The 23,261-nt window shown below is 72.2% G+C and carries 23 protein-coding genes and 1 pseudogene; 12 read left to right on the plus strand and 12 right to left on the minus strand.

From position 1 onward, the window contains the following. Nucleotides 1-193: 193 nt before the first annotated feature. The 4 genes from ACWEK3_RS12130 (at nucleotide 194) to ACWEK3_RS12145 (ending at nucleotide 3,528) form a co-directional block, all read left to right on the plus strand. The gene (locus tag ACWEK3_RS12130; protein ID WP_453249620.1) at nucleotides 194-967 is read left to right on the plus strand and encodes a polysaccharide deacetylase family protein; all 774 of its coding nucleotides are present in this window, start codon (nucleotides 194-196) and stop codon (nucleotides 965-967) included. A gap of 506 nt (nucleotides 968-1,473) precedes the next feature. Further along, nucleotides 1,474-2,466 (plus strand): dihydroxyacetone kinase subunit DhaK, encoded by a 993-nt coding sequence (dhaK, locus tag ACWEK3_RS12135; RefSeq protein ID WP_450539836.1) that lies wholly within the window; start codon nucleotides 1,474-1,476, stop codon nucleotides 2,464-2,466. Nucleotides 2,467-2,510: 44 nt separating this feature from the next. Further along, entirely contained in the window at nucleotides 2,511-3,116 is a 606-nt protein-coding gene (gene dhaL / locus ACWEK3_RS12140) for a dihydroxyacetone kinase subunit DhaL (RefSeq protein WP_376401714.1), read from the plus strand. 1 nt (nucleotide 3,117) lies between these two features. Then, on the plus strand, nucleotides 3,118-3,528 hold the full coding sequence (locus tag ACWEK3_RS12145) for a PTS-dependent dihydroxyacetone kinase phosphotransferase subunit DhaM (protein ID WP_390874430.1): 411 nt from the start codon (nucleotides 3,118-3,120) through the stop codon (nucleotides 3,526-3,528). Here the strand turns inward: ACWEK3_RS12145 and ACWEK3_RS12150 are convergent. Continuing rightward, the gene (locus tag ACWEK3_RS12150) at nucleotides 3,513-4,316 is read right to left on the minus strand and encodes a glycoside hydrolase family 75 protein (RefSeq protein WP_450539897.1); all 804 of its coding nucleotides are present in this window, start codon (nucleotides 4,314-4,316) and stop codon (nucleotides 3,513-3,515) included. The genes ACWEK3_RS12145 and ACWEK3_RS12150 overlap by 16 nt on opposite strands. Nucleotides 4,317-4,710: 394 nt before the next feature. On the opposite strand from ACWEK3_RS12150, the gene ACWEK3_RS12155 reads away from it, so the two are divergent. Together ACWEK3_RS12155 and ACWEK3_RS12160 are read left to right on the plus strand one after the other, a co-directional pair. Then, nucleotides 4,711-5,721, plus strand: coding sequence for a fibronectin type III domain-containing protein (locus ACWEK3_RS12155; RefSeq protein WP_453249621.1), 1,011 nt, complete (start codon nucleotides 4,711-4,713; stop codon nucleotides 5,719-5,721). Nucleotides 5,722-6,103: 382 nt separating this feature from the next. Further along, entirely contained in the window at nucleotides 6,104-6,748 is a 645-nt protein-coding gene (locus ACWEK3_RS12160) for a hypothetical protein (protein ID WP_453249622.1), read from the plus strand. Nucleotides 6,749-6,800: 52 nt separating this feature from the next. On the opposite strand, the gene ACWEK3_RS12165 is transcribed toward ACWEK3_RS12160, so the two are convergent. The 3 genes from ACWEK3_RS12165 to ACWEK3_RS12175 all read right to left on the minus strand — a co-directional run bounded on the left by ACWEK3_RS12165 (nucleotide 6,801) and on the right by ACWEK3_RS12175 (nucleotide 9,884). Further along, entirely contained in the window at nucleotides 6,801-7,352 is a 552-nt protein-coding gene (locus tag ACWEK3_RS12165) for a PadR family transcriptional regulator (protein ID WP_453249623.1), read from the minus strand. Nucleotides 7,353-7,418: 66 nt separating this feature from the next. Further along, nucleotides 7,419-9,434, minus strand: a complete 2,016-nt coding sequence (locus ACWEK3_RS12170) for an oxidoreductase (RefSeq protein ID WP_453249624.1) — start codon at nucleotides 9,432-9,434, stop codon at nucleotides 7,419-7,421. 78 nt (nucleotides 9,435-9,512) lie between these two features. Then, nucleotides 9,513-9,884: a hypothetical protein gene (locus ACWEK3_RS12175; protein ID WP_361410936.1), complete on the minus strand. Its 372-nt coding sequence runs from the start codon at nucleotides 9,882-9,884 to the stop codon at nucleotides 9,513-9,515. 306 nt (nucleotides 9,885-10,190) lie between these two features. Between ACWEK3_RS12175 and ACWEK3_RS12180 the strand changes: the two are divergent. Beyond that, nucleotides 10,191-10,664: pseudogene (locus ACWEK3_RS12180) on the plus strand (PAS domain S-box protein); the annotation flags it as partial. A 254-nt stretch (nucleotides 10,665-10,918) separates the two neighbouring features. Here the strand turns inward: ACWEK3_RS12180 and ACWEK3_RS12185 are convergent. After that, a complete protein-coding gene (locus tag ACWEK3_RS12185) occupies nucleotides 10,919-11,746 on the minus strand; it encodes a putative protein N(5)-glutamine methyltransferase (RefSeq protein WP_450539824.1) in 828 nt (275 codons plus the stop codon). A 271-nt stretch (nucleotides 11,747-12,017) separates the two neighbouring features. Between ACWEK3_RS12185 and ACWEK3_RS12190 the strand changes: the two genes are divergently transcribed. Together ACWEK3_RS12190 and ACWEK3_RS12195 are read left to right on the plus strand one after the other, a co-directional pair. Further along, nucleotides 12,018-12,506 (plus strand): MarR family winged helix-turn-helix transcriptional regulator, encoded by a 489-nt coding sequence (locus tag ACWEK3_RS12190; RefSeq protein ID WP_450539823.1) that lies wholly within the window; start codon nucleotides 12,018-12,020, stop codon nucleotides 12,504-12,506. 115 nt (nucleotides 12,507-12,621) lie between these two features. Then, complete coding sequence (locus tag ACWEK3_RS12195) at nucleotides 12,622-13,590, plus strand: acetylxylan esterase (RefSeq protein ID WP_450539821.1); 969 nt, start codon at nucleotides 12,622-12,624, stop codon at nucleotides 13,588-13,590. 98 nt (nucleotides 13,591-13,688) lie between these two features. Here ACWEK3_RS12195 and ACWEK3_RS12200 read toward each other — a convergent pair whose 3' ends face one another. Next, nucleotides 13,689-15,866, minus strand: coding sequence for a peptidoglycan recognition protein family protein (locus ACWEK3_RS12200; protein ID WP_450539819.1), 2,178 nt, complete (start codon nucleotides 15,864-15,866; stop codon nucleotides 13,689-13,691). Between the two features lie 509 nt (nucleotides 15,867-16,375). Between ACWEK3_RS12200 and rho the strand changes: the two genes are divergently transcribed. Beyond that, nucleotides 16,376-17,524 carry a transcription termination factor Rho gene (rho, locus tag ACWEK3_RS12205; protein ID WP_453249625.1) on the plus strand — a complete coding sequence of 383 codons (1,149 nt, stop codon included), beginning with the start codon at nucleotides 16,376-16,378 and terminating at the stop codon, nucleotides 17,522-17,524. A gap of 151 nt (nucleotides 17,525-17,675) precedes the next feature. After that, nucleotides 17,676-18,878 carry a D-alanyl-D-alanine carboxypeptidase family protein gene (locus tag ACWEK3_RS12210; protein WP_453249626.1) on the plus strand — a complete coding sequence of 401 codons (1,203 nt, stop codon included), beginning with the start codon at nucleotides 17,676-17,678 and terminating at the stop codon, nucleotides 18,876-18,878. Nucleotides 18,879-18,927: 49 nt separating this feature from the next. Here the strand turns inward: ACWEK3_RS12210 and ACWEK3_RS12215 are convergent, their stop codons facing one another. The 5 genes from ACWEK3_RS12215 to crcB (ACWEK3_RS12235) all read right to left on the minus strand — a co-directional run bounded on the left by ACWEK3_RS12215 (nucleotide 18,928) and on the right by crcB (ACWEK3_RS12235) (nucleotide 22,083). Then, the gene (locus ACWEK3_RS12215) at nucleotides 18,928-19,860 is read right to left on the minus strand and encodes a glutaminase (protein WP_453249627.1); all 933 of its coding nucleotides are present in this window, start codon (nucleotides 19,858-19,860) and stop codon (nucleotides 18,928-18,930) included. Nucleotides 19,861-19,947: 87 nt separating this feature from the next. Beyond that, on the minus strand, nucleotides 19,948-20,784 hold the full coding sequence (locus ACWEK3_RS12220) for an undecaprenyl-diphosphate phosphatase (RefSeq protein WP_361410953.1): 837 nt from the start codon (nucleotides 20,782-20,784) through the stop codon (nucleotides 19,948-19,950). Nucleotides 20,785-20,882: 98 nt separating this feature from the next. Further along, nucleotides 20,883-21,248: a fluoride efflux transporter CrcB gene (crcB, locus tag ACWEK3_RS12225; protein ID WP_450539811.1), complete on the minus strand. Its 366-nt coding sequence runs from the start codon at nucleotides 21,246-21,248 to the stop codon at nucleotides 20,883-20,885. Continuing rightward, on the minus strand, nucleotides 21,245-21,625 hold the full coding sequence (locus ACWEK3_RS12230) for a DUF190 domain-containing protein (protein ID WP_361410956.1): 381 nt from the start codon (nucleotides 21,623-21,625) through the stop codon (nucleotides 21,245-21,247). The genes crcB (ACWEK3_RS12225) and ACWEK3_RS12230 overlap by 4 nt, the downstream gene beginning before the upstream one ends. Further along, nucleotides 21,622-22,083 carry a fluoride efflux transporter CrcB gene (gene crcB / locus ACWEK3_RS12235; protein ID WP_450539808.1) on the minus strand — a complete coding sequence of 154 codons (462 nt, stop codon included), beginning with the start codon at nucleotides 22,081-22,083 and terminating at the stop codon, nucleotides 21,622-21,624. Before crcB (ACWEK3_RS12235) ends, ACWEK3_RS12230 begins: the two co-directional genes overlap by 4 nt. Before the next feature lie 348 nt (nucleotides 22,084-22,431). Between crcB (ACWEK3_RS12235) and ACWEK3_RS12240 the strand changes: the two genes are divergently transcribed. Further along, complete coding sequence (locus tag ACWEK3_RS12240) at nucleotides 22,432-22,776, plus strand: VOC family protein (protein ID WP_225077712.1); 345 nt, start codon at nucleotides 22,432-22,434, stop codon at nucleotides 22,774-22,776. A gap of 61 nt (nucleotides 22,777-22,837) precedes the next feature. On the opposite strand, the gene ACWEK3_RS12245 is transcribed toward ACWEK3_RS12240, so the two are convergent. Next, nucleotides 22,838-23,245, minus strand: a complete 408-nt coding sequence (locus ACWEK3_RS12245; RefSeq protein WP_141364137.1) for an SseB family protein — start codon at nucleotides 23,243-23,245, stop codon at nucleotides 22,838-22,840. Nucleotides 23,246-23,261: the final 16 nt, after the last annotated feature.

Raw genomic sequence — 23,261 nt, forward strand, 5'->3', positions numbered from 1 at the left:
GGTCAATACCGCTGGTCGCTCGATGAGCAGCCGGGTCCCATTTTTGGCCGCTGCTCGCCCAGTTGTCCGCGAACTCCCCCGGAAGTGTCCGTGATCGGTAACGGACGCATCCCGTGGCCGCCGCCCCTCGTCCTGCCAAGTGGTCGGAAGACGACCAAGGATCGGCGAGGAACTGCGAGAAAGCGGGGCGGACATGGCACGGCACGGCGGCGGGCGGGGCTGGTACGGCAAGGTGGTCGGGGCGGCGCTCGGGGTGACGGTACTGGCCGCCGGTGCCTCGGTGTGGACCGCGCAGGCCCGTGCCGTGGGCGGCTCGTCGCCTCGGACGGCCGCGTCGGCCACACCGGGCAGTGACGTCAATCAAGTGGAGGTGACCATCGCGCACGCCTCGGACAAGGGGGAGCGTGGCGTCAACATCACCATCGACGACGGCCCCGACCCCGTGTGGACCCCTCAGGTGCTCGACGTGCTGCGGGAGTACGGCGTGAAAGCCACGTTCTGCATGGTGGGGACACAGGCGCAGGCCCACCCGGATCTCGTGAGAAAGGTGGTCGCGGCCGGGCACCGGCTGTGCGACCACACGCTGTCGCACGACACCACCATGGACACCAAGTCCCAGGCTTACCAGTCACAGCAGATACTCGACGCCGAACGCATGATCACCGAGGCGTCCGGGGGCGTACGGCCGATGTACTACCGGGCGCCCGGCGGGGCCTTCACCCCCTACAGCCGCAAGCTGGCGGCCTCCCGGGGCATGCGCCCGCTGGGCTGGAACGTGGACTCCAGGGACTTCGAGCGGCCGGGCACGGACGCCATCGTCGCCACCGTCGAGCGGGAGGTGCCCAACGGGCCGACGCTCCTCTTCCACGACGCGGGCGGCGACCGCTCCCAGACCGTCGAGACCCTGCGCCGGATCCTCCCCTGGCTGAAAGAGCAGGGCTACTCCTGCGGCTTCCCGGTGCGCTGAGCCCCGGCCCTGGCCGGCCACGGCGTTCGAGGTCGGTGCAGCCGGAGGCGGCGGCGTAGATCATCGCAGCCGGCACCTCGCGGGCCAGTCCGTCGCCAGCAGGCGGCAGGCCACGACTCGGACGCCACCCGGGGGAAGAGCCGCTGCACCGAGGTTCAGCGCTCGACCAGGCTCCGCCTGCCCCGGTCGGCAGGTGCGGGCCGATCCTGAGAAACGGCCGGTAAGCCCGTAGGCACCCGTTCTCTCGTTCGCCTGACTGGTCGCCACAGGTGACCTTCGCTGCCGCAAGGCCGATACTGCCGGTAGGAGCGCTCCGGCTTCCCCATGTCCGCCCGTCCGGGTCTCCTGATGCCCCGTCAGCAAAGTCAGCACCGAGTCAGCGCCGGTACCGCCGTACACCGCTTTCGACCGCCACGGACCGCCAAGATCAACAACAGCCTGTATGCGCTCTGACCAGCAAAAACGCAGGTCGCGGCCACACTTGTTAAGATCACCAGGAGGTACCCATGAGGATGCTCATCAACGTCGCCGAGACCGTGGTGGCGGACGCGCTGCGTGGTATGGCGGCGGCTCACCCGGAGCTGACGGTCGACGTGGAGAACCGGGTGATCGTGCGGCGGGACGCGCCCGTGGCGGGGAAGGTCGCCCTGGTCTCCGGTGGCGGATCGGGGCACGAGCCGCTGCACGGCGGGTTCGTCGGGCCCGGGATGCTCTCGGCGGCCTGTCCGGGGGAGGTCTTCACCTCGCCGGTGCCGGACCAGATGCTGCGGGCGGCGGCGGCCGTGGACAGCGGGGCGGGCGTGCTGTTCATCGTGAAGAACTACACCGGCGACGTGCTCAACTTCGACATGGCGGCCGAACTCGCCGAGGACGAGGGCATCCAGATCGCGAAGGTGCTGGTCAACGATGACGTTGCGGTGACCGACAGCCTGTACACGGCCGGGCGGCGCGGCACCGGCGCGACCCTGTTCGTGGAGAAGATCGCGGGCGCCGCCGCCGACGAGGGGCAGCCGCTGGAGCGGGTGGAGTCGATCGGCCGGCAGGTCAACGAGAACTCCCGCAGCTTCGGCGTCGCGCTGAGTGCCGGCACCACCCCGGCCAAGGGCAGTCCCACCTTCGACCTGCCGGCCGGCGAGCTGGAGCTCGGCATCGGCATCCACGGCGAGCCGGGCCGGGAGCGGCGGCCGATGATGACCTCGGGTGAGATCGCCGACTTCGCGGTGCACGCGATCCTGGAGGACATGAGCCCGCGCAATCCCGTGCTGCTGCTGGTCAACGGCATGGGTGCGACCCCGCTGCTGGAGCTGTACGGCTTCAACGCGGAGGTGCACCGGGTGCTCGCCGAGCGCGGTGTGGCCGTCGCCCGCTGTCTGGTGGGCAACTACGTCACCTCCCTGGACATGGCCGGCGCCTCGGTCACCCTGTGCCAGATCGACGAGGAACTGCTGCGGCTGTGGGACGCGCCGGTGAGCACACCGGGCCTGCGCTGGGGCCGGTGAGTCGGCGAACCCATCGACCGTACCTACCACGCAAGGGAGATCCAGTGCTCGACGCCGACTTCTTCCGCCGCTGGATGACGGCGACCGCCGCGTCCGTGGCCCGTGAGGCGGAATGGCTCACCGCCCTCGACTCGCCCATCGGGGACGCCGACCACGGCAGCAATCTTCAGCGCGGGTTCACCGCCGTGCGGGCCGCGCTGGAGAAGGAGGCTCCGCAGACGCCCGGCGCGATCCTGGTCCTCGCCGGGCGGCAGCTGATCTCGACGGTCGGCGGCGCGTCGGGGCCGCTGTACGGGACGCTGCTGCGGCGCACCGGCAAGGCGCTCGGGGACGCCGCCGAGGTGAGCGAGAAGCAGCTCGCCGAGGCGCTGCGGGCCGGGGTGGACGGGGTCATGACGCTGGGCGGGGCCGCGCCGGGCGACAAGACCATGATCGACGCGCTGGTTCCGGCGGTGGACGCGCTCGGTGACGGTTTCGCGGCGGCCCGCGCCGCCGCCGAGGCGGGTGCCGAGGCGACCACACCCCTGCTGGCCCGCAAGGGCCGGGCGAGCTATCTGGGTGAGCGCAGCATCGGGCACCAGGACCCGGGGGCCACCTCGTCCGCCCTGCTGATCGCGGCACTGGCCGACGCCGCCGCGGCGGAGGCGTGACGTGAGCGGCGAGAAGGTGGTCGGGATCGTGCTGGTGTCGCACAGCGCCGAGGTGGCGTCCTCGGTGGTCGAGCTGGCGAGAGGGCTGGCGGGCGGGGCGGCGGGCGTTCCGGTGGCCGCGGCCGGCGGCCGGGAGGACGGCGGGCTGGGCACCAGTGCGGAACTGGTCTCCGCCGCGGCGGCGTCCGTGGACCGGGGTGCCGGGGTGGCCGTGCTGACCGACCTCGGCAGCGCGGTGCTCACCGTGAAGGCGCTGCTCGCCGAGGGTGACGAACTGCCCGGGAACACACGGCTGCTGGACGCCCCGTTCGTCGAGGGCGCGGTCGCCGCGGTGGTCACGGCGGCGGCGGGAGCCGACCTGGACGCCGTGGAGGCGGCGGCCTCGGAGGCGTACGGCTACCGGAAGGTGTGAGGAGCGTCCGGGGCGGCGCGGGGCGGAAGGCGCGGGTCGTCCGCCTGTGCCGCAGCTGTCCCGCCGTTCACCAGTCGGCGTGCCAGCCTCTCGCCGGTGGCCACGGCGGCCGCGTGGTCCTCGATGGAGCTGATCCGGGAGTGCTCGAAGACGATGTAGGTCACGCCGGAGCGGACCCCGCCGCCGTTGGGGTCGGCGGGGATGCCGAGGCGCCGAGCGGTGGCGTAGGAGGCCTCGCCGATGATCTCGCGTGGCCCGATGTCGCCGACGACCGCGTACTGCACGCGGTCCCGGTAGACGACGGCCGCGACCGATCCCCCGCCCACGTCGTGGGCGCGGTGGTCCCAGATGCCGCTCGGGGCGGGCAGGACGACATACGGCAGCCGTGCGGCGTCCAGGCGGCGGCCGTTGGACTGCTCGTAGGCCGCGGTCGGGGAGAACTGCCGGTCGGTGCGGCGGTTGCAGCGGACGGTGGGCTGTCCGTCGCAGTCGATGTCCATGTCGGCCTTCCAGAAGACGGCGCCGGGCAGCCCGCACACCGGGACGGTGGCGGGCCGCCCGGCGTCGAGGCGGTAGCGGCCGCGGGAGACCCGTGTGCAGTCCCGCACCCTGGCCAGCAGGTCGGCGGCCTGGACAGCGCGCTCGCCGTGCGCCGCGGGCTCCGCCCGGGTGCGCGCCGCGGGCTCCCCCCGGATGCGGTACGCGTACGGCACGGTCGGGGTCGGGAGCGTCGTGGGAGCGAGCAGGGCGGCACTCGCCGCAACGAGCGTCAGCGACTGGGCACGCACCATGGGGCCCCTCTCCTCGGGGACATTGGCAGGCATTCACCCCAAGGGGGTGAATTGCGGAGAAAACCGTCGCGCGGCCCACGTTAGGGGAACGGACGGCGCATGGCCCGCACCGCCCATCGGACGGCCGGGGACCTGGATCCATGCCGAACCGGCCCCCGGGCCGCCCGTGACGACGCGGGAGGCAGCGACGACAGCTGCCCGCGCCACAGCATGAACTCCCCTGCTGTACAGGGTGGTTCAGCCCGGAAGGAACTTCAGCATACGTAACGCCCCGCGACTCCCACCAACCGCGGCCCCCTTGATGCGCTCCCGTCAACGCGCCATATTGGTCCGGACCATTGTCCGTGCGGCGTCCGGGCCGTCCACGCCGCCGTTCCCGGGAGGCAGACCCGTGCGACGCGTTCCCGCTCCCGCTTCCCGCCGTCTCCGCGCGCCCGGGCGTGTCGTGGTGCTGTGCGGCGCGCTGGCGCTGCTCGCCGCCTGCGGCCGGAGTGTCGCGGACGACGGGGAGGGCGGCCGGCTGCCCGGCGCGCCGACCGGCGTCACCGCCGCCGCGGGGAGCGCCACCAGCGTGCACGTGATGTGGAACGGGCTGCCCGCGGCCTCGGACATCGGCGGGTACGAGGTGTACCGCGGCACCACGAAGGTGAAGGCCGTACCGGCCCGGGAGAACATGGTGGACGTCACCCGGCTCAGCCCGTCGACCACGTATGTCTTCACCGTACGGGCGCGGGGCACCGACGGCCGGCTCGGCCCGCGCAGCCGGTCTGTGCGGGCGACGACACCGGCCGCCGCCGCGGCCGACCACTCGGCTCCCAGCCGCCCGCTCGACGTGCGCGGCCGGGCGGTGGGCAGCCGGGCCGTCCAACTGTCCTGGTCCCGCTCGACGGACGACCGGGGCGTGGTGTCCTACGACGTCTACCAGGGCGGAGCGAAGATCCACAGTGTCGGCGGCAGCCAGACCGCCGCGGTGGTCACCGGCCTGCGGCCGGGCACCTCCTACGCGTTCACCGTGCGGGCCCGCGACGCGGCCGACAACCTCTCCCCCGCCGGCGCCGCCGTCCGGCTCACCACCGCGCCGGGCTCCGACGACGGCCGGGCCACCGCACCGTCCTCCTTCCGCGCCACCACCCACCAGGCGGACGGGGCGTACTACCTCGATCTGACCTGGGTGCCGCCGCGCACGGACGGTGTAGTGACGCAGTACCAGATCCAGCTGGACGGACAGCCGGCCACGTCACTCGTCTGGGGCGGCACGGCACCGCGCGAGAAGGCCTCGTACAGCTTCTACCTGGGGCGTGAGGCCGGGGTCGGCCACCGGGTGCGGATCCGGGCGATGCTCCCGGACGGCACCTGGGGCGGCTTCTCACCCGAGTGCTCGGTAACGACCGGGCAGCCGTGAGCACCCGTCCGGGCGCTGACGAACGGGGCAGCCCCAAGACGCGCCCGGGCGGCGACGAACGGGCAGCCCCAAAAGCCGTCCGGGCGATGACGACCGGCCAGCCCCAAGACCCGTCCGGACGATGACGACCGGCCAGCCCGGAGCACCCGACCACGCGACGACGACCGGCAGCCCCGGGCATACGACAGCGCGCTAACCATCGATCGGCCCGAAGCACCCGACCGGGCGTCGACCGGCCGGGCGGCGCCCACCCGTACGGACGCGCCCCGCATGCGGGCGGCCTCCGCGGGACGTTGGCTGTCCCCGAGGCGGCACGGGCGAATCCCCTATCTCCGGCGGCACATGGGATGGTCCGCCGACCGTGCCGTCGGAGGACAGTCCCATGAGCCACACTCAGCCACCCTCCCTTTCCGCAGCCGTCGCCACGACGGCCGCCGTACTCGCACTCGGTCTCGCCGCCGGCCCAGCCGACGCCGCCGGTACCGGGATATCCGTCACCGCCAACGGCTCGACAGTGTCCGTGACGACCAGCGTGTGCAGCCAGGTCAGCGGCCGTTGGGGCGCGGCCTCGCTGCTCACCCCGGGCCAGACGAACTTCACCCAGGGGCGTCAAGTGGCGCTCACCGGGACGGCCGGCGGCCAGTCCGCCGCCTGGCAGAGCGTGAGCCCGGGCACCTACACCGTGGCCGTCGTCTGCGCGAACAACATCATGGCGGGCACGCAGACCATCGCCGTCACCGGCGGCCGCGCCACCGCGACGGCCGCTCCCAAGTCCCGGCAGACGTACGCGCCGAATGCCGTGCCCACGTACGCGCCGAATGTCGGACCTTACGCGCCGAATGTCGGACCTTACGCGCCGAACATCGCACCCACGGCGGTGCCGACCCGGGGCGTGCTGGGCGGCCTGGGCGGGGGCGTCAAGGACTACGGTCCCCTCACGCTAGCGGTCGGCGGGACCCTGGTCGGGGCGGCCGTGCTCGCCACCGGGTGGGTGCTGCGCCGCCGTTCGAAGCCGTCCCGGTTCTGACCGCCCCTCCCGGCCGCACCGGTTCCGACCGCCCCACCGGGGCCGACCGCCCTCACTCCAGGTCCTGGCCCGGCAGTTCGGTGAACTCGTCCAGCGCGTGCCGGAACCACTGCGTCCAGAAGGTCTCCAGGTCGATACCGGCCCGCAGGACCAGGTGCCGCAACCGGTCCTCGGGACTGTCCTTGCCGGGCGGGAAGTCGCGTTCCTCGATCTCCCGGTACTCCGCCAACTGCCGCTCGTGCAGCTCCAGATGGCGCCCCAGGTCGGCCCGAAGGCCCGCGGTGCCCACCACGGCCGCCGCGCGCAGCCGCAGCAGCAGGGCGTCGCGGTGCCGCTTCGGCTCCTGGGAGGCGGCGGTCCAGCGGGCCAGTTCCGCGCGGCCCGCCGGCAGTACCTCGTAGTCCTTCTTCTGCCCACGGGTCGGCTCCTTCGCCGGCAGGCCGCGGATGAGGCCGTCGGCCTCCAGTCTTCCCAGCTCGCGATAGATCTGCTGATGCGTCGCCGACCAGAAGTAGCCGATCGACTTGTCGAAGCGGCGCGTCAGCTCGAGCCCCGACGACGGCTTTTCGAGCAGGGCGGTGAGGATCGCGTGCGGAAGTGACATGGGGATCATCCTAGGAACAGGAGGCACGTCCGCCCCGGCCCCGCCGGGGCCGCTACCGGTTGCCTCCTACAGGGCCGCCGCCAGTTCCGTGCCCTGTTTGATGGCGCGCTTGGCGTCGAGTTCGACGGCCTCGTCCGCGCCGCCGATCAGGTGCGCGCGGTGCCCGGCGGCGACCAGTTCCTCGTACAGGTCGCGTCGCGGCTCCTGCCCGGTGCACAGCACGATCGTGTCCACCTCCAGGACCGTGCTCACGCCGTCGACGGTGATGTGCAGGCCCCGGTCGTCGATCCGGTCGTAGCGCACACCGGGCACCATGGTGACCCCGCGGTGCCTGAGTTCGGTGCGGTGGATCCAGCCGGTCGTCCTGCCCAGCCCGGCACCGACCTTGGTGGTCCTGCGCTGGAGCAGGTGCACCGTGCGCGGCGGCGCGGGCCGCTGCGGCGCGGTGAGTCCGCCGGGCGCGCGCTGGTCCATGTCGACTCCCCAGAGCCGGAAGTACGCCGCCGGGTCCTCGCTCGCCCTGTCACCGCCGTCGGTGAGGTACTCGGCCACGTCGAAGCCGATGCCGCCGGCGCCGAGGATCGCCACCCGGTCGCCGACGGGTGCGCCGTCGCGCAGCACGTCGAGGTAGCCGAGGACGCGCGGATGGCCGACGCCGGGGATGTCGGGGGTGCGCGGGGTGACGCCGGTGGCGACGACGGTCTCGTCGTACTCCGCGAGATCGTCCGCGCTCACCCGGGTGTTCAGCCGTACGTCCACGCCGTGTGCGTCGAGCTGGTGGCGGAAGTAGCGCAGCGTCTCGCCGAACTCCTGCTTGCCGGGGACCTTGCGGGCCACGTTGAGCTGTCCGCCGATCTCGCCCGCCCCGTCGAACAGGGTGACCAGGTGGCCGCGTTCGGCGGCCGAGACCGCGCAGGCGAGCCCGGCGGGTCCGGCGCCGACCACGGCGACCCGCTTGCGCCGCCGGGTCGGGGACAGCACCAGCTCGGTCTCGTGGCAGGCGCGCGGGTTGACCAGACAGGAGGTGATCTGGCCGCTGAAGGTGTGGTCGAGGCAGGCCTGGTTGCAGCCGATGCAGGTGTTGATGGCCTCGGGGCGGCCGGCGGCGGCCTTGGCGACGAAGTCGGGGTCGGCGAGCATCGGACGGGCCACGGAGACCATGTCGGCGTACCCGTCGGCGAGCAACTGCTCGGCGACTTCGGGGGTGTTGATGCGGTTGGTGGTGACGAGAGGGATGGAGACCCGGCCCATCAGCTTCTTGGTGGCGAACGCGTAGGCGCCGCGCGGTACGGAGGTGGCGATGGTGGGGATGCGGGCCTCGTGCCAGCCGATGCCGGTGTTGATGAGGGTCGCCCCGGCGGTCTCGACGGCCCCGGCGAGCGTGACGACCTCGTCCAGGGTCGAGCCGTCGGGCACGAGATCCAGCATCGACAGCCGGTAGATGATGACGAAGTCCTCGCCGACGGCCTCGCGCACCCGGCGCACGATCTCGACCGGGAAGCGCATCCGGTTCTCGTAGGAGCCGCCCCAGCGGTCGGTGCGGTGGTTGGTCCGCGCGGCGATGAACTCGTTGACGAGGTAGCCCTCGGAGCCCATGATCTCGACGCCGTCGTAGCCGGCCCGGCGGGCGAGGCGGGCGGTGCGGGTGTAGTCGTCGATGGTCCGCTCGACGTCGGCGTCGGTGAGCTCGCGGGGCATGAACGGGCTGATGGGAGCCTTGAGGGGGCTGGGGGCGACCAGGTCGCGGTGGTAGGCGTAGCGGCCGAAGTGCAGGATCTGCAGGGCGATCCGGCCGCCCTCGCGGTGCACGGCGGCCGTGACGGTCGCGTGCCGCTCGGCCTCCTGCTCGGTGGTGAGCTTCGCGCCGCCCTCGTACTGCCGCCCTTCCTCGTTGGGGGCGATGCCGCCGGTGACGATGAGCCCCACTCCGCCGCGGGCCCGGGCGGCGTAGAACTCCGCCATCCGCTCGAATCCACGGTCGGCCTCCTCCAGGCCGACGTGCATCGAGCCCATGAGGACGCGGTTCGGCAGCGTGGTGAAGCCCAGCTCGAGCGGGCGCAGCAGATGGGGGTAACGGCTCATGTCCGTAGTTGTAGAGGACCCCGAGGGGTTTATGCAACTAGTTGCATAAACCCCTCGGGGCCTCCTCGGCGGCCGGCGTCAGCGGCTTTCCAAACGGACGTGGAGTTCGCGCTCCTGGTCACCGGAGGCCATGCACAGGTCCTGGACGGTGAACAGGGAGTCCAGGGTGGTGCGGAAACGGTCGATCGCCCAGTAGCCGCCCTGCACGTCGGCCGTGACGGACGCATCGAGCCGACTGGGCCCGCGGTCCGCCCCGTGCTCCTCGGCCACGTCGAACGTGCCGAGCCATACAGTCGGGCGCACCTCGTCGTAGTCGCGGGGCACGTCGTCCGCGCACCGATCGGAGGAGAAGCAGGCACACAGTGCGTCGAACACGGTCCGGGCGTCTTCCTTACTGCATCCGCTCAGCTCCACCGAGACGGATTCAGGGTGCACCGGCTCGCTCACCATCACGATCACTCCTCTCGTGGCCGGGGTACCGCACGAAGTTCACTCCGCGCGGCCCTCCACTCGCAAAAACCAGCAAAGCACCGTTTCCCGGCAGAACACCACCGTGGCCTGCCGCCTGCCTGCTCACCTGCCTGCCCGCCTGCCCGGGCATCGGTCCTTCCGGCCGATTCGGCGCGAAGGAGCCCTTGCGGTGGGGGATGGTGGAGGGAAGCGACGGGCCGCCTCGGAGACGGGCGCGGGCGCGGTACGGCAGAGGCGCCGGCACCGGGGCGGGAGCCGCGCGGACGGGCGAAGGCGGTGCGTGGGATGACTGCTTCCAGGACTCCCTCGGCCGAGGGCGAGGAGCCGGCGGTCCGTCCGGCACGGCCGAGCGGACTGCTCGACGTACTGGGCGTCGCCTCGGTGGTCCTCGACGCCCAGGGACGCATCGTGCTGTGGAGCCCACAGGCCGCGGAGCTCTTCGGCTACTCGGCGCAGGAGGCGCTGGGGCGGTACGCGGCCCGGCTCATGGTCCACGAGCAGCACCTCGACCTGGTGGTCGGGCTGTTCTCGGACGTGCTGCGGACCGGCCGGGGCTGGGCGGGCGCCTTTCCCGTCCGGCACAAGGACGGCAGCACCCGCCTGGTGGAGTTCCGCAACATGCGGCTGCTGGACGACCGCGGGGAGGCCTACGCGCTCGGGCTCGCCGCCGACCAGTCGACCGTACGGCGGCTGGAGCGGGACGTGGCACTGTCGGAGCGGATCGTCTCGCAGTCCCCGATCGGCCTGGCCGTGCTGGACAACCGGCCCCCACCCGGCCACGCACGAAGCCGGAACCCACCACCGGCCCCGCGCACCATGCCGGCCCGCCGGCCCGGGCCCGCCGGAGCCAGTCACACAACGCACACGGCCGCAACCGCACTACGCACCCGGAGCCCGCCAGCCGACGGGCGCAGGAACCCGGCAGGCCACCGACGGGCAGCCCAGCCTGCACGGCTGGGCGCCGCGGCCTGGCGGCCCACCGAGCCGGCGGGCGCCGCGGCCGCGTGGCGCGGTCAGTGCTTGGTGCCTGTCACCACGTTTGCGCTGAGGTCTTCCGATACGGCCAGGTGGGCGGTCAGGCCGGCTCGGGTGAAGGTGGCGAGGGCTTGTGGGGCCTGGTGTTCGCTGGTCTCGACGAGGAGGCAGCCGCCGGGCGCGAGCCAGTCGGGGGCCTCGGCGGTGACACGGCGCAGGACGTCGAGGCCGTCGGCGCCACCGTCCAGGGCGACCAGCGGTTCGTGGTCGCGGGCCTCGGACGGCAGAAGGCCGACCTCACCCGTGGGGACGTAGGGCACGTTGGCGGCGAGGATGTCGACACGGCCCCGCACACTGCCGGGGAGCGCGTCGAACAGGTCCCCCTCGTGCACCGTGCCGCCCCTGGGGACGACGTTGCGCCGGGCGCAGCGCACCGCGGCCGGGTCGATGTCGGCGGCGTGCAGTTCCACCGGGCCGAGCGCGGCGGCCAGCGCCGCGCCCACCGCGCCCGAGCCGCAGCACAGGTCCACGACGACGGACGCCTCCGGGGACCGGGCCAGCGCCCGGTCGACCAGGAACTCGGTACGGCGCCGCGGTACGAAGACACCCGGTTCCACGGCGATCCGCAGACCGTGGAACCCGGCCCAGCCGAGGACCTGTTCGAGGGGGAATCCGGCGACGCGCCGCTCCACCAGGGCAGCGAGTTCCCGTGGTGTGCGCGCGCCGGTGAGGATCAGTTCCGCCTCCTCCTCGGCGAACACGCAGCCGGCGGCGCGCAGCGCGGCGACCACCCCGGCGCGCGGGGTACCGGCAGGCGGGAAAGCGGAAGAGGCGGAAGAAGGAGACGAGGGAGGGAGTACGGGCATGGAATGCCGGGGCCTTTCGGGAGCCGAAGAGGGCGCTCCCGCGGTCACCTACCGACGGTGATCCGCGCCGTCGCGAGGGGAGAGCACCCGACCTGACACAGCGGTAATGGGTCTCACCTCCTCGGCTTCCTGCGACCGGGACCCTCCACGGCCGCAGGTCACCCTACCCCAACGCTCGGGCACCGGCCCCCTCTTCGCCCCCTCCGGCGGCCGGCCGGCATCACTCCAGGTCAGTTGTAGTATGCAACCGGAAGAGCAGGGGAGGCATTCGGTGACCGCAGCGAGAGAACGGGACGAGAGCGCCGTCACGCGGCGGACGCCCGCCGGGGACACGGCCGTCGAGACCATCCACCGCGAGATGACGGTCTTCGCCCGCCGGGCCCGGGCCTCGGCGGGACGCATGCACCCCGAGCTGTCGCTGGTGTCGTACACGCTGCTCGGGCATCTGGAGGAGAGCGGCGGCTGCCGGGCCACCGACCTGGCCGCCCACTACGCGCTGGACAAGTCCACCGTCAGCCGGCAGGTGTCCGCCCTGGAACGCGCCGGCCTCGTCGAGCGCCGTACCGACCCCGGCGACCACCGCGTCCAGGTGCTCCACCTGACGGCCGCCGGCCGGCGCATCCTCGCCCAGGTCACCGAGAGCCGCCGTGCGGCCTTCCGTGAGCGTCTGGCCGGCTGGCCGGAGGACGACCTCGAACGGTTCGCGGGCTACCTGACCCGCTACAACGCCTGGCACGGCCGGGACGAGGACGGCGCCTGACGCGTCCGGAGGCCGCCCCCGGAACCGCATCGGGATCGAACACCTGGACTGACGGCGGGCCGCACCGGGGCCGTACGGTGTCACCTCCACAGTCTCTTCGCGAAGGCGGTTGTTGATGGCCCTGTTCGACCTTCCCCTCGACGAGCTCCGCGAGTACCGCAGTTCGTCCGTCGAACCCGAGGGCTTCGACGCCTTCTGGTCCAAGACGCTCCAGGAGGCCCGCGAGCACGACCTGGACGCCCGGTTCGACCTGGTGGACGCGGGACTGGCGACGGTCAAGGTGTACGACGTGACCTTCGCCGGCTTCGGCGGGCACCCGGTCAAGGGCTGGCTGACGCTGCCCGCGCGGGTCGACGCGCCGCTGCCGCTGGTCGTGGAGTTCGTCGGCTACGGCGGCGGGCGCGGACTGCCGCACGAACACCTGCTGTGGGCGTCGACGGGCCGCGCGCACTTCGTGATGGACACGCGCGGGCAGGGCAGCGCCTGGGGCGGCGGGGGCGGCACCCCCGACCCGGTCGGCGGCGCTCCGGCGTACCCCGGCTTCATGACCCGCGGTCTGGACGCGCCGGAGAACTACTACTACCGCCGCGTGTTCACCGACGCGGTGCGGGCGGTCGAGGCGGCGCGCTCGCACCCGCTGACCGACGCGGGGCGGACCGTGGCGATCGGCGAGAGCCAGGGCGGCGGCATCACGATCGCGGTGGGAGGTCTGGTGCCGGACCTGGTCGCGATCGCGCCGGACGTGCCGTTCCTGTGCGACTACCCGCGCGGGACCACGCTCACCGACCGCCACCCGTACCGCGAGATCGGCCTCTACCTCAAGACCCACCGGGGCCGCACCGAGGACGCCCTGCGCACGCTGTCGTACTTCGACGGCGTCCACTTCGCCGCCCGCGGCCGTGCGCCCGCGTTCTTCTCGGCGGCCCTGGAGGACCAGACCTGCCCGCCCTCCACGGTGTTCGCCGCGTTCAACGCCTGGGCGCAGGAGGACAAGCGGATCGAGGTGTACGACTTCAACGACCACGAGGGCGGCGGCCCCTACCAGGAGGCGGCCAAGCTCCGCTGGCTGCGGTCGTACGCCTGACGCGCCGGGGCGTCCCTGAAACGCCGAGCCCGGCAGCCGCTGGTGGGCGGCTGCCGGGCTCGGGTGTTGCCCGCACCGGGTGTGTGGGCGCGGGACGGCTACTTGATGTAGACGAGGCCGTCCGTCGTGATGGTGGGGCGGCCGGAGGTGCCGACCACGACGATCTTGACAGTGTGCTTGGCACTGCTGGACCAGGTCTTGGTCCAGATGGCCTGCCGGTACTGCGTCGCGGAGGACTTCAGGTCCACCGTGGCGACCTTGGCGCCGTCGACGTAGACGTAGGCCTGGCCGGACGTCGAGGCGCGGGAGACCACCCAGGCGGCGGAGCGGCCGGTGAAGGTCCAGGTGAGACTGGCGCCCTTGGAGCCGCTGGAGTACGACTTGCCGCCGAGGTAGCTGCTCGACGAGCGGGTGGTCCAGCTGCCGGACTTGACGGCGGAGCTCTCCTGGAGGATCAGGGGCGTGTACGACGGGGACGACGTGCGGGAGTTGCCGGCGTAGTCGTTGGCGCGCATGGACCAGGTGGAGGCGGCGCCGGACTTGGCGGTGCGGCTGGAGCTGGTGGTGGTCGGGCCGAAGGTGGCCGTGGTCGGAGACAGCAGTTCCACGGAGCGCAGGGCCGTGTCGTCCGTTGCCTTCCAGCTGAGCGTGACCGGTACGGCGGTGGTGTTGACGGTGCCGCCGCGCAGGGCGAGCTTCGGCGTGGTGGTGAAGGTCGGGGCGGTCGTCTCCGCCGTGACGTTCAGCGCGGCACTGGTCACGGTCTTCCCGGACTGGTGTACGGCCCGCACGGCGACGGTGTGCTTGCCCGCGGCCAGCGTAGCGGCGGCGGAAGTGGCGGTGCCGGACGTGGTGGCGACCGCATTGCCGTCCACCAGCAGTTGGAAGTTCTTGATGAGCGAGGTCGGCGTCGTGGCCGACCACTTCACGGTGATGCCGCCCTTGGTGTAATACGTCGAGCCTGAGAGGGTCGCGCCGGTGACCGAGGCGACCTTCAGGCCCTGCACCGGACCGGCCGCCCAGGAGCGGATGGTCGGCAGCTGGGCGTAGAGGGAGTTGCCGGGGCACTCGGTGGCGTAGCCGTCGCGGTGGCCGGAGATCCGGTTGAAGGTGTACTTGTTGCCCGCGACGAAGCTGGTGCGGGAGTAGTTCGTCTGGGTGGCGCCGGCGGTGAGCTGGACGGTCCCGGCGGGGTCGGCGCCGTACTGGCCGAGCTTCCAGGCCGCGATACGGGCGACCGAGGCCAGCGCGGCGTTGGAGGCGCCGGTGGTGGTGTAGGTACCGAGCACCGCGATGCCCGTGGACTCCCGGTTCGAGCCGTAGGTGTGGGCGCCGAGCACCGGCTGGTCGACACCGCCCTTACGGCCCTCGAAGATCGTGCCGCACTTGTCGACCAGGAAGTTGTAGCCGACGTCGTTCCAGGCCTCCTCGATCACGTTGCCCTTCGAGTCCTTCTTGGGGCTCGTGTGGTACAGGTAAATGCCGCGCACCTGCGCCGCTGACTGGTCGCACGTGTAGTCGACCGCCGTGTCCGTGTGGTGCACGAACACGGCCTTCACATCGTCGTTGTACTCCGACGGGTCGGGGCTGCGCGACTCGTCGGCGCCCCAGTCGGCACGCGAGACGATCGGCGGTTGCGGCACCGTGGACGGCCGCGCCGGCGGCGTGGTCGGCGCGGTGGGCGTGGTGGCGGGCGGCGGCGTGGTGTCGGTGCTCGTCGGCTCGGGAGTGGTCCCGGCGACGAAGGCGGCCGGCTCGCTCCCGGTGGGGGCCTTGGTCTCGGCCTCCGTCACCACACCGGGGTCGACGAGGCTGACCGAGAGCCCCTTGGGCAGGTTGGAGCTGGTGGTGCCGTTCTTGCGGACGACCTGTACCTGGACGCCGTCGGAGGGGCCGACCCACAGCGGCTCGGACGCGCCGCGCGTGGTGGCCCTTTCCTTCGGGTCCTCCAACGGGTCGGTGTTCACCTCAAGGTCCCGCCAGGCGCTCCACTCGCCGGTCTTCAGGCTGTGGGTGCGCACCTGAGCCGTACCGTGGAGCCGCTTGGTGGCACTGTCCCAGGTGACACCGAGCAGCGAGAACTGCTTGGTGTCCGTCTGCGGCAGCTCCGCCTTGCCGGTCTCGGCGCCCTTCAGCGTCAGGTCGTAGACCTTCGGCGAACGCTTGGCCTGGCCCGTGGCGCCGTGGTCGCCCGAAGGGCTGGCGACGGCATACGTCACGATGCCCCCGCCCCCGAGGACGACGGCACCGAGCGTCAACCACGCCCGTCTCTTCATACTCAGCGGTCGGTACGCATGCGACGTACGACGGCTCACGGCGAATCCACCCCCACAGGGCCCGAAACGGCCCGAAGAAGAAAGTCGGAAGGTCACACCCGTCACAGGGGTGGACGGTTCTTTCAGCGCTTCGCCGTCGGCGAACGTCACGGGCAAACGAGCGAAGGTGGCATAGATCACTACGGCCGGCGTGCGTCGGCGTGCTCTTCCGCCGGCGGAACTGTCACCGGACGCGACCCGAGTGGTATCCTTACGTCAGCACTTGTGTACGCCCTGTTGTGGGCTCCGGTGCCGTTCTTCATCAGCTCGCCGGGTCACCGCATCTTTTGCGGTCGGCGCGATCTGGTTCTTCTCGCCCTCTCCGCGAGCGGCGCTCTCCGCCCTGTCGGGCAGCGCGCCGCGACCGAGGTGGTGTCTTCCGCCGGAGGTCGTGCTCCACGCCTCCCTGTCGCGGCTTCTCCTTCCCCTCGCACGCCCCGTGCCGTCCGTCCGCGAAAGGACCTTCATCCATGACCATCACGCTCGAACGCCCCGCCGCACCGCGGCAGCCGTCCGCGGCCCCCCGCTCGGCCACCGGTGTCCTGGACATCGACGCGACCGGCAAGGGTCATCTGCGCGGCGAGGGCTTCCTGCCCACCCCCACCGACCCGCGGGTCTCCCCCGCGCTGATCCGCCACCACGGCCTGCGCAAGGGCGATGCCGTCGCCGGCGTGCTCGGGCAGCAGCACACCGTCACCGAGATCACCAGCGTGGGTGGTAGCTCGCCGGACGAGGCCCGGGCCCGTCGCCGCTTCCACGACCTCACTCCGCTGCACCCGCGCCAGCGGCTGCGCCTCGAACACCCCGCCGCCGGGCTCACCGGCCGCGTCGCCGACCTGATCGCGCCCGTCGGCAGGGGGCAGCGCGGGCTCGTCGTGGCGCCGCCCAAGACCGGGAAGACCGTGCTGATCCAGCAGATCGCCGCCGCCGTCGCCGGCAACCACCCCGAGTGCCGGCTGATGGTGGTGCTGCTCGACGAACGCCCCGAGGAGGTGACCGACATGCGGCGCCGCGTGCGCGGCGAGGTATACGCCTCCACCTTCGACCGGTCCCCGAGGCAGCACATCGCGCTCGCCGAACTCGTCGTCGAGCGGGCCAAACGGCTCGTCGAGGCCGGCGAGGACGTGGTCATCCTCCTCGACTCGCTCACCCGGCTGTGCCGGGCCCACAACAACGCGGCCGCGGCGGGCGGCCGCACTCTCAGCGGCGGTGTCGACGCGGGCGCGCTCCAGGGACCCAAGCGGCTCTTCGGTGCCGCGCGGTCGGCCGAGGAGGGCGGCTCGCTCACCATCCTGGCCACCGCGCTGGTGGAGACCGGGTCCCGCGCCGACGACTTCTTCTTCGAGGAGCTGAAGGGCACCGGCAACATGGAGCTGCGGCTCAGCCGCGAACTCGCCGCCCGCCGCGTCTTCCCGGCCGTCGACATCGACCCCTCAGGCACCCGTCGTGAGGAACTCCTGTACAGCCCCGCCGAGTTGACGGCGGTTCGCGGTCTGCGACGCGCCCTGCGCAGCCGCGAGGGCAAGGCCGGTCTGGAGACACTGCTGGAACGGCTGCGCGACACGCCCGACAACGCCACGTTCCTGCGCCGCGTCCAGCCGACCCTGCCCGCCGGCTAAGCCCGCCGGCCGGCCGAGCGCTCGGCACTCCCTCACCACCGCACCCGCTGCGCCTCCGTCAGGGCACGCGCTAGGACATCCGGGTGCTCGCGAACCCCGTTCGGCTCTGGGCAGCGCCCCGCCTGCACCGTTTTGTCCCTAGGTTTGCGATATGAAGATCAGATTTTCTACGCGCACCACGGTATCGGGCTGCGCACTCTGCGCCGCGACCGTCCTGGCGCTGGCCCCTCCGGTCGCGGCCGTCGGTCCGACCGGCGGGGGTCCGGGCGCGATAGTGCAGCCGAAGGCGACGGTGCCGCAGCCGGCCGTGCTGGACGACGAGGGCACACAGGTCCGGCTCCGCAGCGGGGCACCCCAGGTTCCGGACGTCTCCGCGCTGTCCTGGGTGGTGGCCGACGCCGAATCCGGCGAGGTGATGGCCGCGCACGATGCGCACCGCAGGCTTCCGCCCGCGAGCACGCTGAAGACACTGTTCGCCCTGACCGTGCTGCCGTCCTTCCCCGGAGGCATCCGGCACACCGTCAGTGCCAGGGAGCTGACGGGCATCGGCGAGGGCAGCAGCCTGGTGGGGGTCGTCGAGGGCCACACGTACCAGGTGGCCGATCTGTGGCGCGGGGTGTTCCTCAACTCCGGCAACGACGCCGTGCACGTGCTCGCCGCGCTCAACGGCGGCTGGGAGCACACGTCCCGGCTGATGGAGGCCAAGGCCCGCTCCCTGGGCGCCCTGGACACCACGGTCGTCTCCCCCGACGGCTACGACGCCGTCGGGCAGGACTCCTCGGCGTACGACCTGGCCGTGTTCGGGCGGGCCGGGCTGCGCAACCCCGACTTCGCGCGGTACTGCTCCACCGCGCGCGCCGCCTTCCCCGGCGCCGGCGGCACGTTCCAGATCGCGAACACCAACCGCCTGCTGACCGGCGCCGACGGCGTGGCGCCGTATCCGGGTCTGATCGGCATCAAGAACGGCTACACCACCAACGCGGGCAACACGCTCGTCGCCGCGGCCCACCGGAACGGGCGCACCCTCGTGGTGACGGTGATGAACCCGCAGAAGGGTGTGGCCCACGCCGTCTACGAGGAGGCGCGCGCGCTGCTGGACTGGGGATTCGGCGCCGCCGGGCACGTCGATCCGGTGGGCTCGCTCGACGCCCTGCGGCCCGTCTCGCACGACATGCCGACCGGAACGAAGCCCGGGACGAAGCCGGGAGCGGCCGTCGTGGCATCCGCGGGGGCGCACCGGCCGGCCGAGTCGGACTGGCCGGAAGCGGGGACCATCGCGGGCGCCGTCGGCCTGGGCGCGGGGGTCCTTCTGCTCGGCCTGCGGTTCAGGCACAAGCGGGCCTCGCGCGTCTGACCGGCCGACGATCCGGGCACGGTCCGCACCACGTCGCCGCAGGCGCCCCTCAGAACACCGACAGGCCGGTGAGGGTCGTGAAGCGGTCCAGGGCCGCCACGCCGGCCACCGAGTTGCCCCGCTCGTCCAGTCCGGGGCTCCACACGCACAGCGCGCACCGGCCCGGCACGACGGCGATGATGCCGCCGCCCACACCGCTCTTGCCGGGCAGGCCCACGCGGTAGGCGAAGTCGCCGGCCGCGTCGTACGTCCCGCAGGTCAGCATGACCGCGTTGACCTGCTTGGCCTGGCTGCTGGCGAGCAGCCGGGTGCCGTCCGCCCTTATGCCGTGCCGGGCGAGGAACGTGGCGGCCAGCGCCAGGTCGGCGCAGGAGGCCGCGATCGAGCACTGGCGGAAGTACTGGTCCAGCAGGACCGGCACCGGGTTGTCGACGTTGCCGTAGGACGCCATGAAGTGGGCGAGGGCGGCGTTGCGGTCGCCGTGCGCGGTCTCGGACGCGGCGACGTCCTCGTCGAAGTCCAGCTCGGGGTTGCCGCTCTCGGCGCGCAGGAAGCCGAGCAGCTCGCCCGCCGCGTCGCCGGTACGGGTCTGGAGCCGGTCGGTGACCACCAGGGCGCCGGCGTTGATGAACGGGTTGCGCGGGATGCCGTTCTCGTACTCCAGCTGCACCAGGGAGTTGAAGGGGTTGCCGGAGGGCTCGCGGCCCACGTGCTCCCACAGTTCGTCGCCCTCGCGCGACAGGTCGAGGGCGAGGGTGAACACCTTGGTGATGGACTGCGCGGAGAACGGCTCCTGCCAGTCCCCCACCCCGTACACCGTGCCGTCCAGCTCGGCGACGGCCATGCCGAAGGCGCGGGCGTCACGGGCCGCGAGCGCCGGGATGTAGTCGGCGGGGCGCCCGCGGCCGGGCGTGTGCTCGATCTCCTCGGCGATGCGCTCCAGGACCGGCAGGTAGGTCGGGGACGACGTCATGATCGTCATTCTGCCTCCCGGCCGGTGCCGGTACGTCGCGTCGGTGGGTCGGGGGCGGGCGCGTCAGGGCGACGGGCCTCGCCCGCCACCCGGTGCTCAGCTGCTGAGGACACCCGTGCCGAGCAGGCCGAACAGCAGCAGCCCGATCAGGATCCGGTAGACGACGAACGCGTTGAAGGAGTGCTTGGCGACGAACTTCAGCAGCCAGGCGATGGAGGCGTAGGCGACCACGAACGACACGACGGTGCCGACGGCCAGCGGGACGGCGCCCACGCTGGCGCCGAGTGCGTCCTTGAGCTCGTAGATGCCGGCGCCGGTCAGGGCCGGGAGGCCGAGGAAGAAGGACAGGCGGGTGGCGGCGACGCGATCCAGGTCCAGGATGAGCGCGGTGGACATGGTGGCGCCGGAGCGGGAGAAGCCGGGGAAGAGCAGGGCCAGGATCTGCGAGCTGCCGACCAGCATCGCGTCCTTGAAGGAGGTGTCGTCCTCACCGCGCTTGTGCCGGCCCATCTGGTCCGCGCACCACATCACGACGCTGCCCGCGATCAGCGAGCCGGCGACCACCCACAGGGAGCCGAGCGGCCCTTCGATGAAGGGCTTGGCGGCCAGGCCCACCACGACGATCGGAATGGTCGCGAAGATGACCCACCAGGCGAACTTGTAGTCGTGGTGGTAGCGCTCCTCGCGGTTGGCCAGCCCGCGGAACCAGGCGGACATGATCCGCACGATGTCCTTGAAGAAGTACACCAGCACGGCGGCGATGGCACCGACCTGGATGACGGCGGAGAACGCGACGACCGACTTGTCGTCGACGGGGATGCCCATGAGCCCCTCGGTGATCTTCAGATGGCCGGTGGAGGACACGGGGAGGAACTCGGTCACCCCCTCGACGACTCCGAGGACGACGGCCTGACCGACGGAGATGGCGCTCATGGGATCCAGTTCTGGGGACGTTGGTCGACAGTGGTGTAGACACTCTTACGGTGCTGAGGTGACGGCCAGGTGACCGGCACCGGAATCCGCGGCGACCGTCAGAGGCTTCCGGCGATCCACACTCCGGCGAAAGCCGCGCCGAGGCCCGCCGCGACACTGGCGACGACGTTGGCGAGGGCGTAGGAGCCCGCACCGGTCTCGGTGAGTCGCAGCGTCTCGTAGGAGAAGGTCGAGTACGTGGTCAGGGCGCCGCACAGACCGGTGCCCAGGAGCAGTTGCAGGTGCGGTCCGGCGACGCCCGCGGCCGCGCCGGTCAGCAGGCCGAGGATCAGGCAGCCGGTGACGTTCACCACGAGGGTGCCCCAGGGGAACACCGAGTCGTGCCGGGACTGCACCGCTCGGTCGGTGAGGTAGCGCAGGGGCGCCCCGACCGCGGCCCCGAGGACCACAAGCAGCCAGTTCACGACGGCTTCCCGCCCTTCGCGCCCGCGCCGCCGGAGCCGGCCGCGCGGCCGACGTACCGGATCACCTCGCAGTCGTCGAGTATCACCAGCCCCTCGGCGACCAGTTCGTCCAGCTGCGGAAGGAACGCCCGCACCCGCTCCTCGGTGTCCACGATCACCACCGCCACCGGCAGGTCCTCGCTCATCGACAGCAGCCGCGAGGTGTGGATCAGGGAGGTCGCGCCGAACCCCTCGATACCGCGGAAGACGCTGGCGCCGGCGAGGCCCGCCGCATGGGCCCGGTGGACGATCTCGGAGTACAGGGGCCGGTGGTGCCAGGTGTCGTTCTCTCCGACGAAGACGGTCACGCGCAGCGCGCTGCCGGTGAGCCTGGTCATCGCTGCCTCCACTTCAGAACGCGGCGGGCCGCCGTCATGGCCAGCCACACCGCCGCGAGGGCCGCGCACGGGGTCGCGGCGAGGTACGCCAGCCCGGTGCGGGCATGGCCGGAGTCCACCAGCCGCTGGATGTCGACGGCGTAGGTGGAGAAGGTGGTGAAGCCGCCGAGCACGCCGGTGCCGAAGAACGGGCGGACCAGGCGGTGGGCGCCCCACACGTCGGTGATGACCACCATGAAGACGCCGATCACCGCGCAGCCGAAGGCGTTGACCCAGAAGATCGCCCAGGGAAAACCCCCGGCCGGCGTCGGCAGCCACTGCGAGACTGCGTACCGGGTGGTGGCCCCGAGCGCTCCGCCGAGTGCCACCACCGCGACCACCGGCGCCTGCGTCCGCCAGGCACGCCGCCGCGCGGGACTGCTCCGCGCCCGAAGGCTGTCGGTTTCGGGGACTGTCATGCTCGTACGTCTCCTGCTCGCCCGCGCCCGGACATGCCGGAGCGCTCCTGTGATGCGAGTAGGGACCGTTGGCGGCAGCACTGCCACGGTTAAGTACGGCGGGCCCCACCGCCGCGCCGCGAACCCGTCGCGGCCGGGCTACAGGCTAACCCCACCAGATCCGCACCGCACGCGACGACGGGGGTGTGTACGGCGAGGCGGGTGACACTTCCCGGCAACCGGTCAGGATCGGAGAAGCCGCACGGCGCCTGCCCGACCTAGCGTGGAACCACCGACGCACACGTCGGCCCTTCCCGCTGCGGAACGCGAAGCCGCATACCGCCGAATACCGAGGAGTACGCCATGGCCATGACTGCCGGCCTGCAGACGATCATCTACCCCGTCAAGGACCTCGACCGGGCGAAGGCCCTGTTCAGCGCGCTGCTGGAGGTCGAGCCGTACGCCGACGCGCCCTACTACGTCGGCTTCAAGGCCGCCGGGCAGGACGTCGGCCTCGACCCGAACGGGCACGCCAAGGGCATGACCGGACCGGTGCCGTACTGGCACGTCGACGACATCAGGGCCCGGCTGGCGGCGCTGGTGGCCGCGGGCGCCGAGGTGCTTCAGGACGTGCAGGACGTCGGCGGCGGCCGGCTGATCGCCTCCGCGAAGGATGCCGACGGCAACCTCATCGGCCTTCTCCAGGACGCCTGAGCCGGCCGCCGCCGTGGTGCCGCCGACCGGCGGCCGGCCCGGCTGTTCCTCGCGGCGCCGCTCAGCCCTGCGGCCGGGCCAGCAGGTTGCGCACTCCCTCCGAGGTGAGCGTCAGACCGTGCGGCGAGCTGGCGTCTATGGTCAGCGACAGGTCGTCGGCCGGCCACTGGGAGGCGAGCGCACCGAGCGGCACGAGGCGGTAGCGGGAGACGAAGGGCAGCAGGTCGGACATCTCCAGTTCGGAGGTGAACACGGGCACCACCGGCTCGCCGCCCGGTTGTTCGAGGACGGGCAGGGCCACCGCCGTGGGGTTGGTGGCGTCCTCCTCGCTCGCGTCGTCGGGCACGGGGACCAGCACGTCGCTGCTCGCGAGCGTGTCCAGTGCCACCGTGTCCTCGGCGTTCTCGGCAAGCACATCCAGCGCTTGCTGGGCGGGCGTCGGGGTGTTGTCGTTGGCTGGTGTCTGCATGGCGGTTTCCCTGGTC

It is taken from the genome of Streptomyces sp. NPDC004721 (assembly GCF_053601495.1).

Coding starts and splice junctions, on each gene's coding strand:
- ACWEK3_RS12130 (WP_453249620.1), top strand. CDS start 194: ATGGCACGGCACGGCGGCGGGCGGGGCTGGTACGGCAAGGTGGTCGGG.
- dhaK (WP_450539836.1), top strand. CDS start 1,474: ATGAGGATGCTCATCAACGTCGCCGAGACCGTGGTGGCGGACGCGCTG.
- ACWEK3_RS12160 (WP_453249622.1), top strand. CDS start 6,104: ATGAGCCACACTCAGCCACCCTCCCTTTCCGCAGCCGTCGCCACGACG.
- ACWEK3_RS12165 (WP_453249623.1), bottom strand. CDS start 7,352: ATGTCACTTCCGCACGCGATCCTCACCGCCCTGCTCGAAAAGCCGTCG.
- ACWEK3_RS12170 (WP_453249624.1), bottom strand. CDS start 9,434: ATGAGCCGTTACCCCCATCTGCTGCGCCCGCTCGAGCTGGGCTTCACC.
- ACWEK3_RS12175 (WP_361410936.1), bottom strand. CDS start 9,884: ATGGTGAGCGAGCCGGTGCACCCTGAATCCGTCTCGGTGGAGCTGAGC.
- ACWEK3_RS12185 (WP_450539824.1), bottom strand. CDS start 11,746: ATGCCCGTACTCCCTCCCTCGTCTCCTTCTTCCGCCTCTTCCGCTTTC.
- ACWEK3_RS12195 (WP_450539821.1), top strand. CDS start 12,622: ATGGCCCTGTTCGACCTTCCCCTCGACGAGCTCCGCGAGTACCGCAGT.
- ACWEK3_RS12200 (WP_450539819.1), bottom strand. CDS start 15,866: ATGAAGAGACGGGCGTGGTTGACGCTCGGTGCCGTCGTCCTCGGGGGC.
- rho (WP_453249625.1), top strand. CDS start 16,376: ATGACCATCACGCTCGAACGCCCCGCCGCACCGCGGCAGCCGTCCGCG.
- ACWEK3_RS12210 (WP_453249626.1), top strand. CDS start 17,676: ATGAAGATCAGATTTTCTACGCGCACCACGGTATCGGGCTGCGCACTC.
- ACWEK3_RS12215 (WP_453249627.1), bottom strand. CDS start 19,860: ATGACGATCATGACGTCGTCCCCGACCTACCTGCCGGTCCTGGAGCGC.
- ACWEK3_RS12220 (WP_361410953.1), bottom strand. CDS start 20,784: ATGAGCGCCATCTCCGTCGGTCAGGCCGTCGTCCTCGGAGTCGTCGAG.
- ACWEK3_RS12230 (WP_361410956.1), bottom strand. CDS start 21,625: ATGACCAGGCTCACCGGCAGCGCGCTGCGCGTGACCGTCTTCGTCGGA.
- crcB (WP_450539808.1), bottom strand. CDS start 22,083: ATGACAGTCCCCGAAACCGACAGCCTTCGGGCGCGGAGCAGTCCCGCG.
- ACWEK3_RS12240 (WP_225077712.1), top strand. CDS start 22,432: ATGACTGCCGGCCTGCAGACGATCATCTACCCCGTCAAGGACCTCGAC.
- ACWEK3_RS12245 (WP_141364137.1), bottom strand. CDS start 23,245: ATGCAGACACCAGCCAACGACAACACCCCGACGCCCGCCCAGCAAGCG.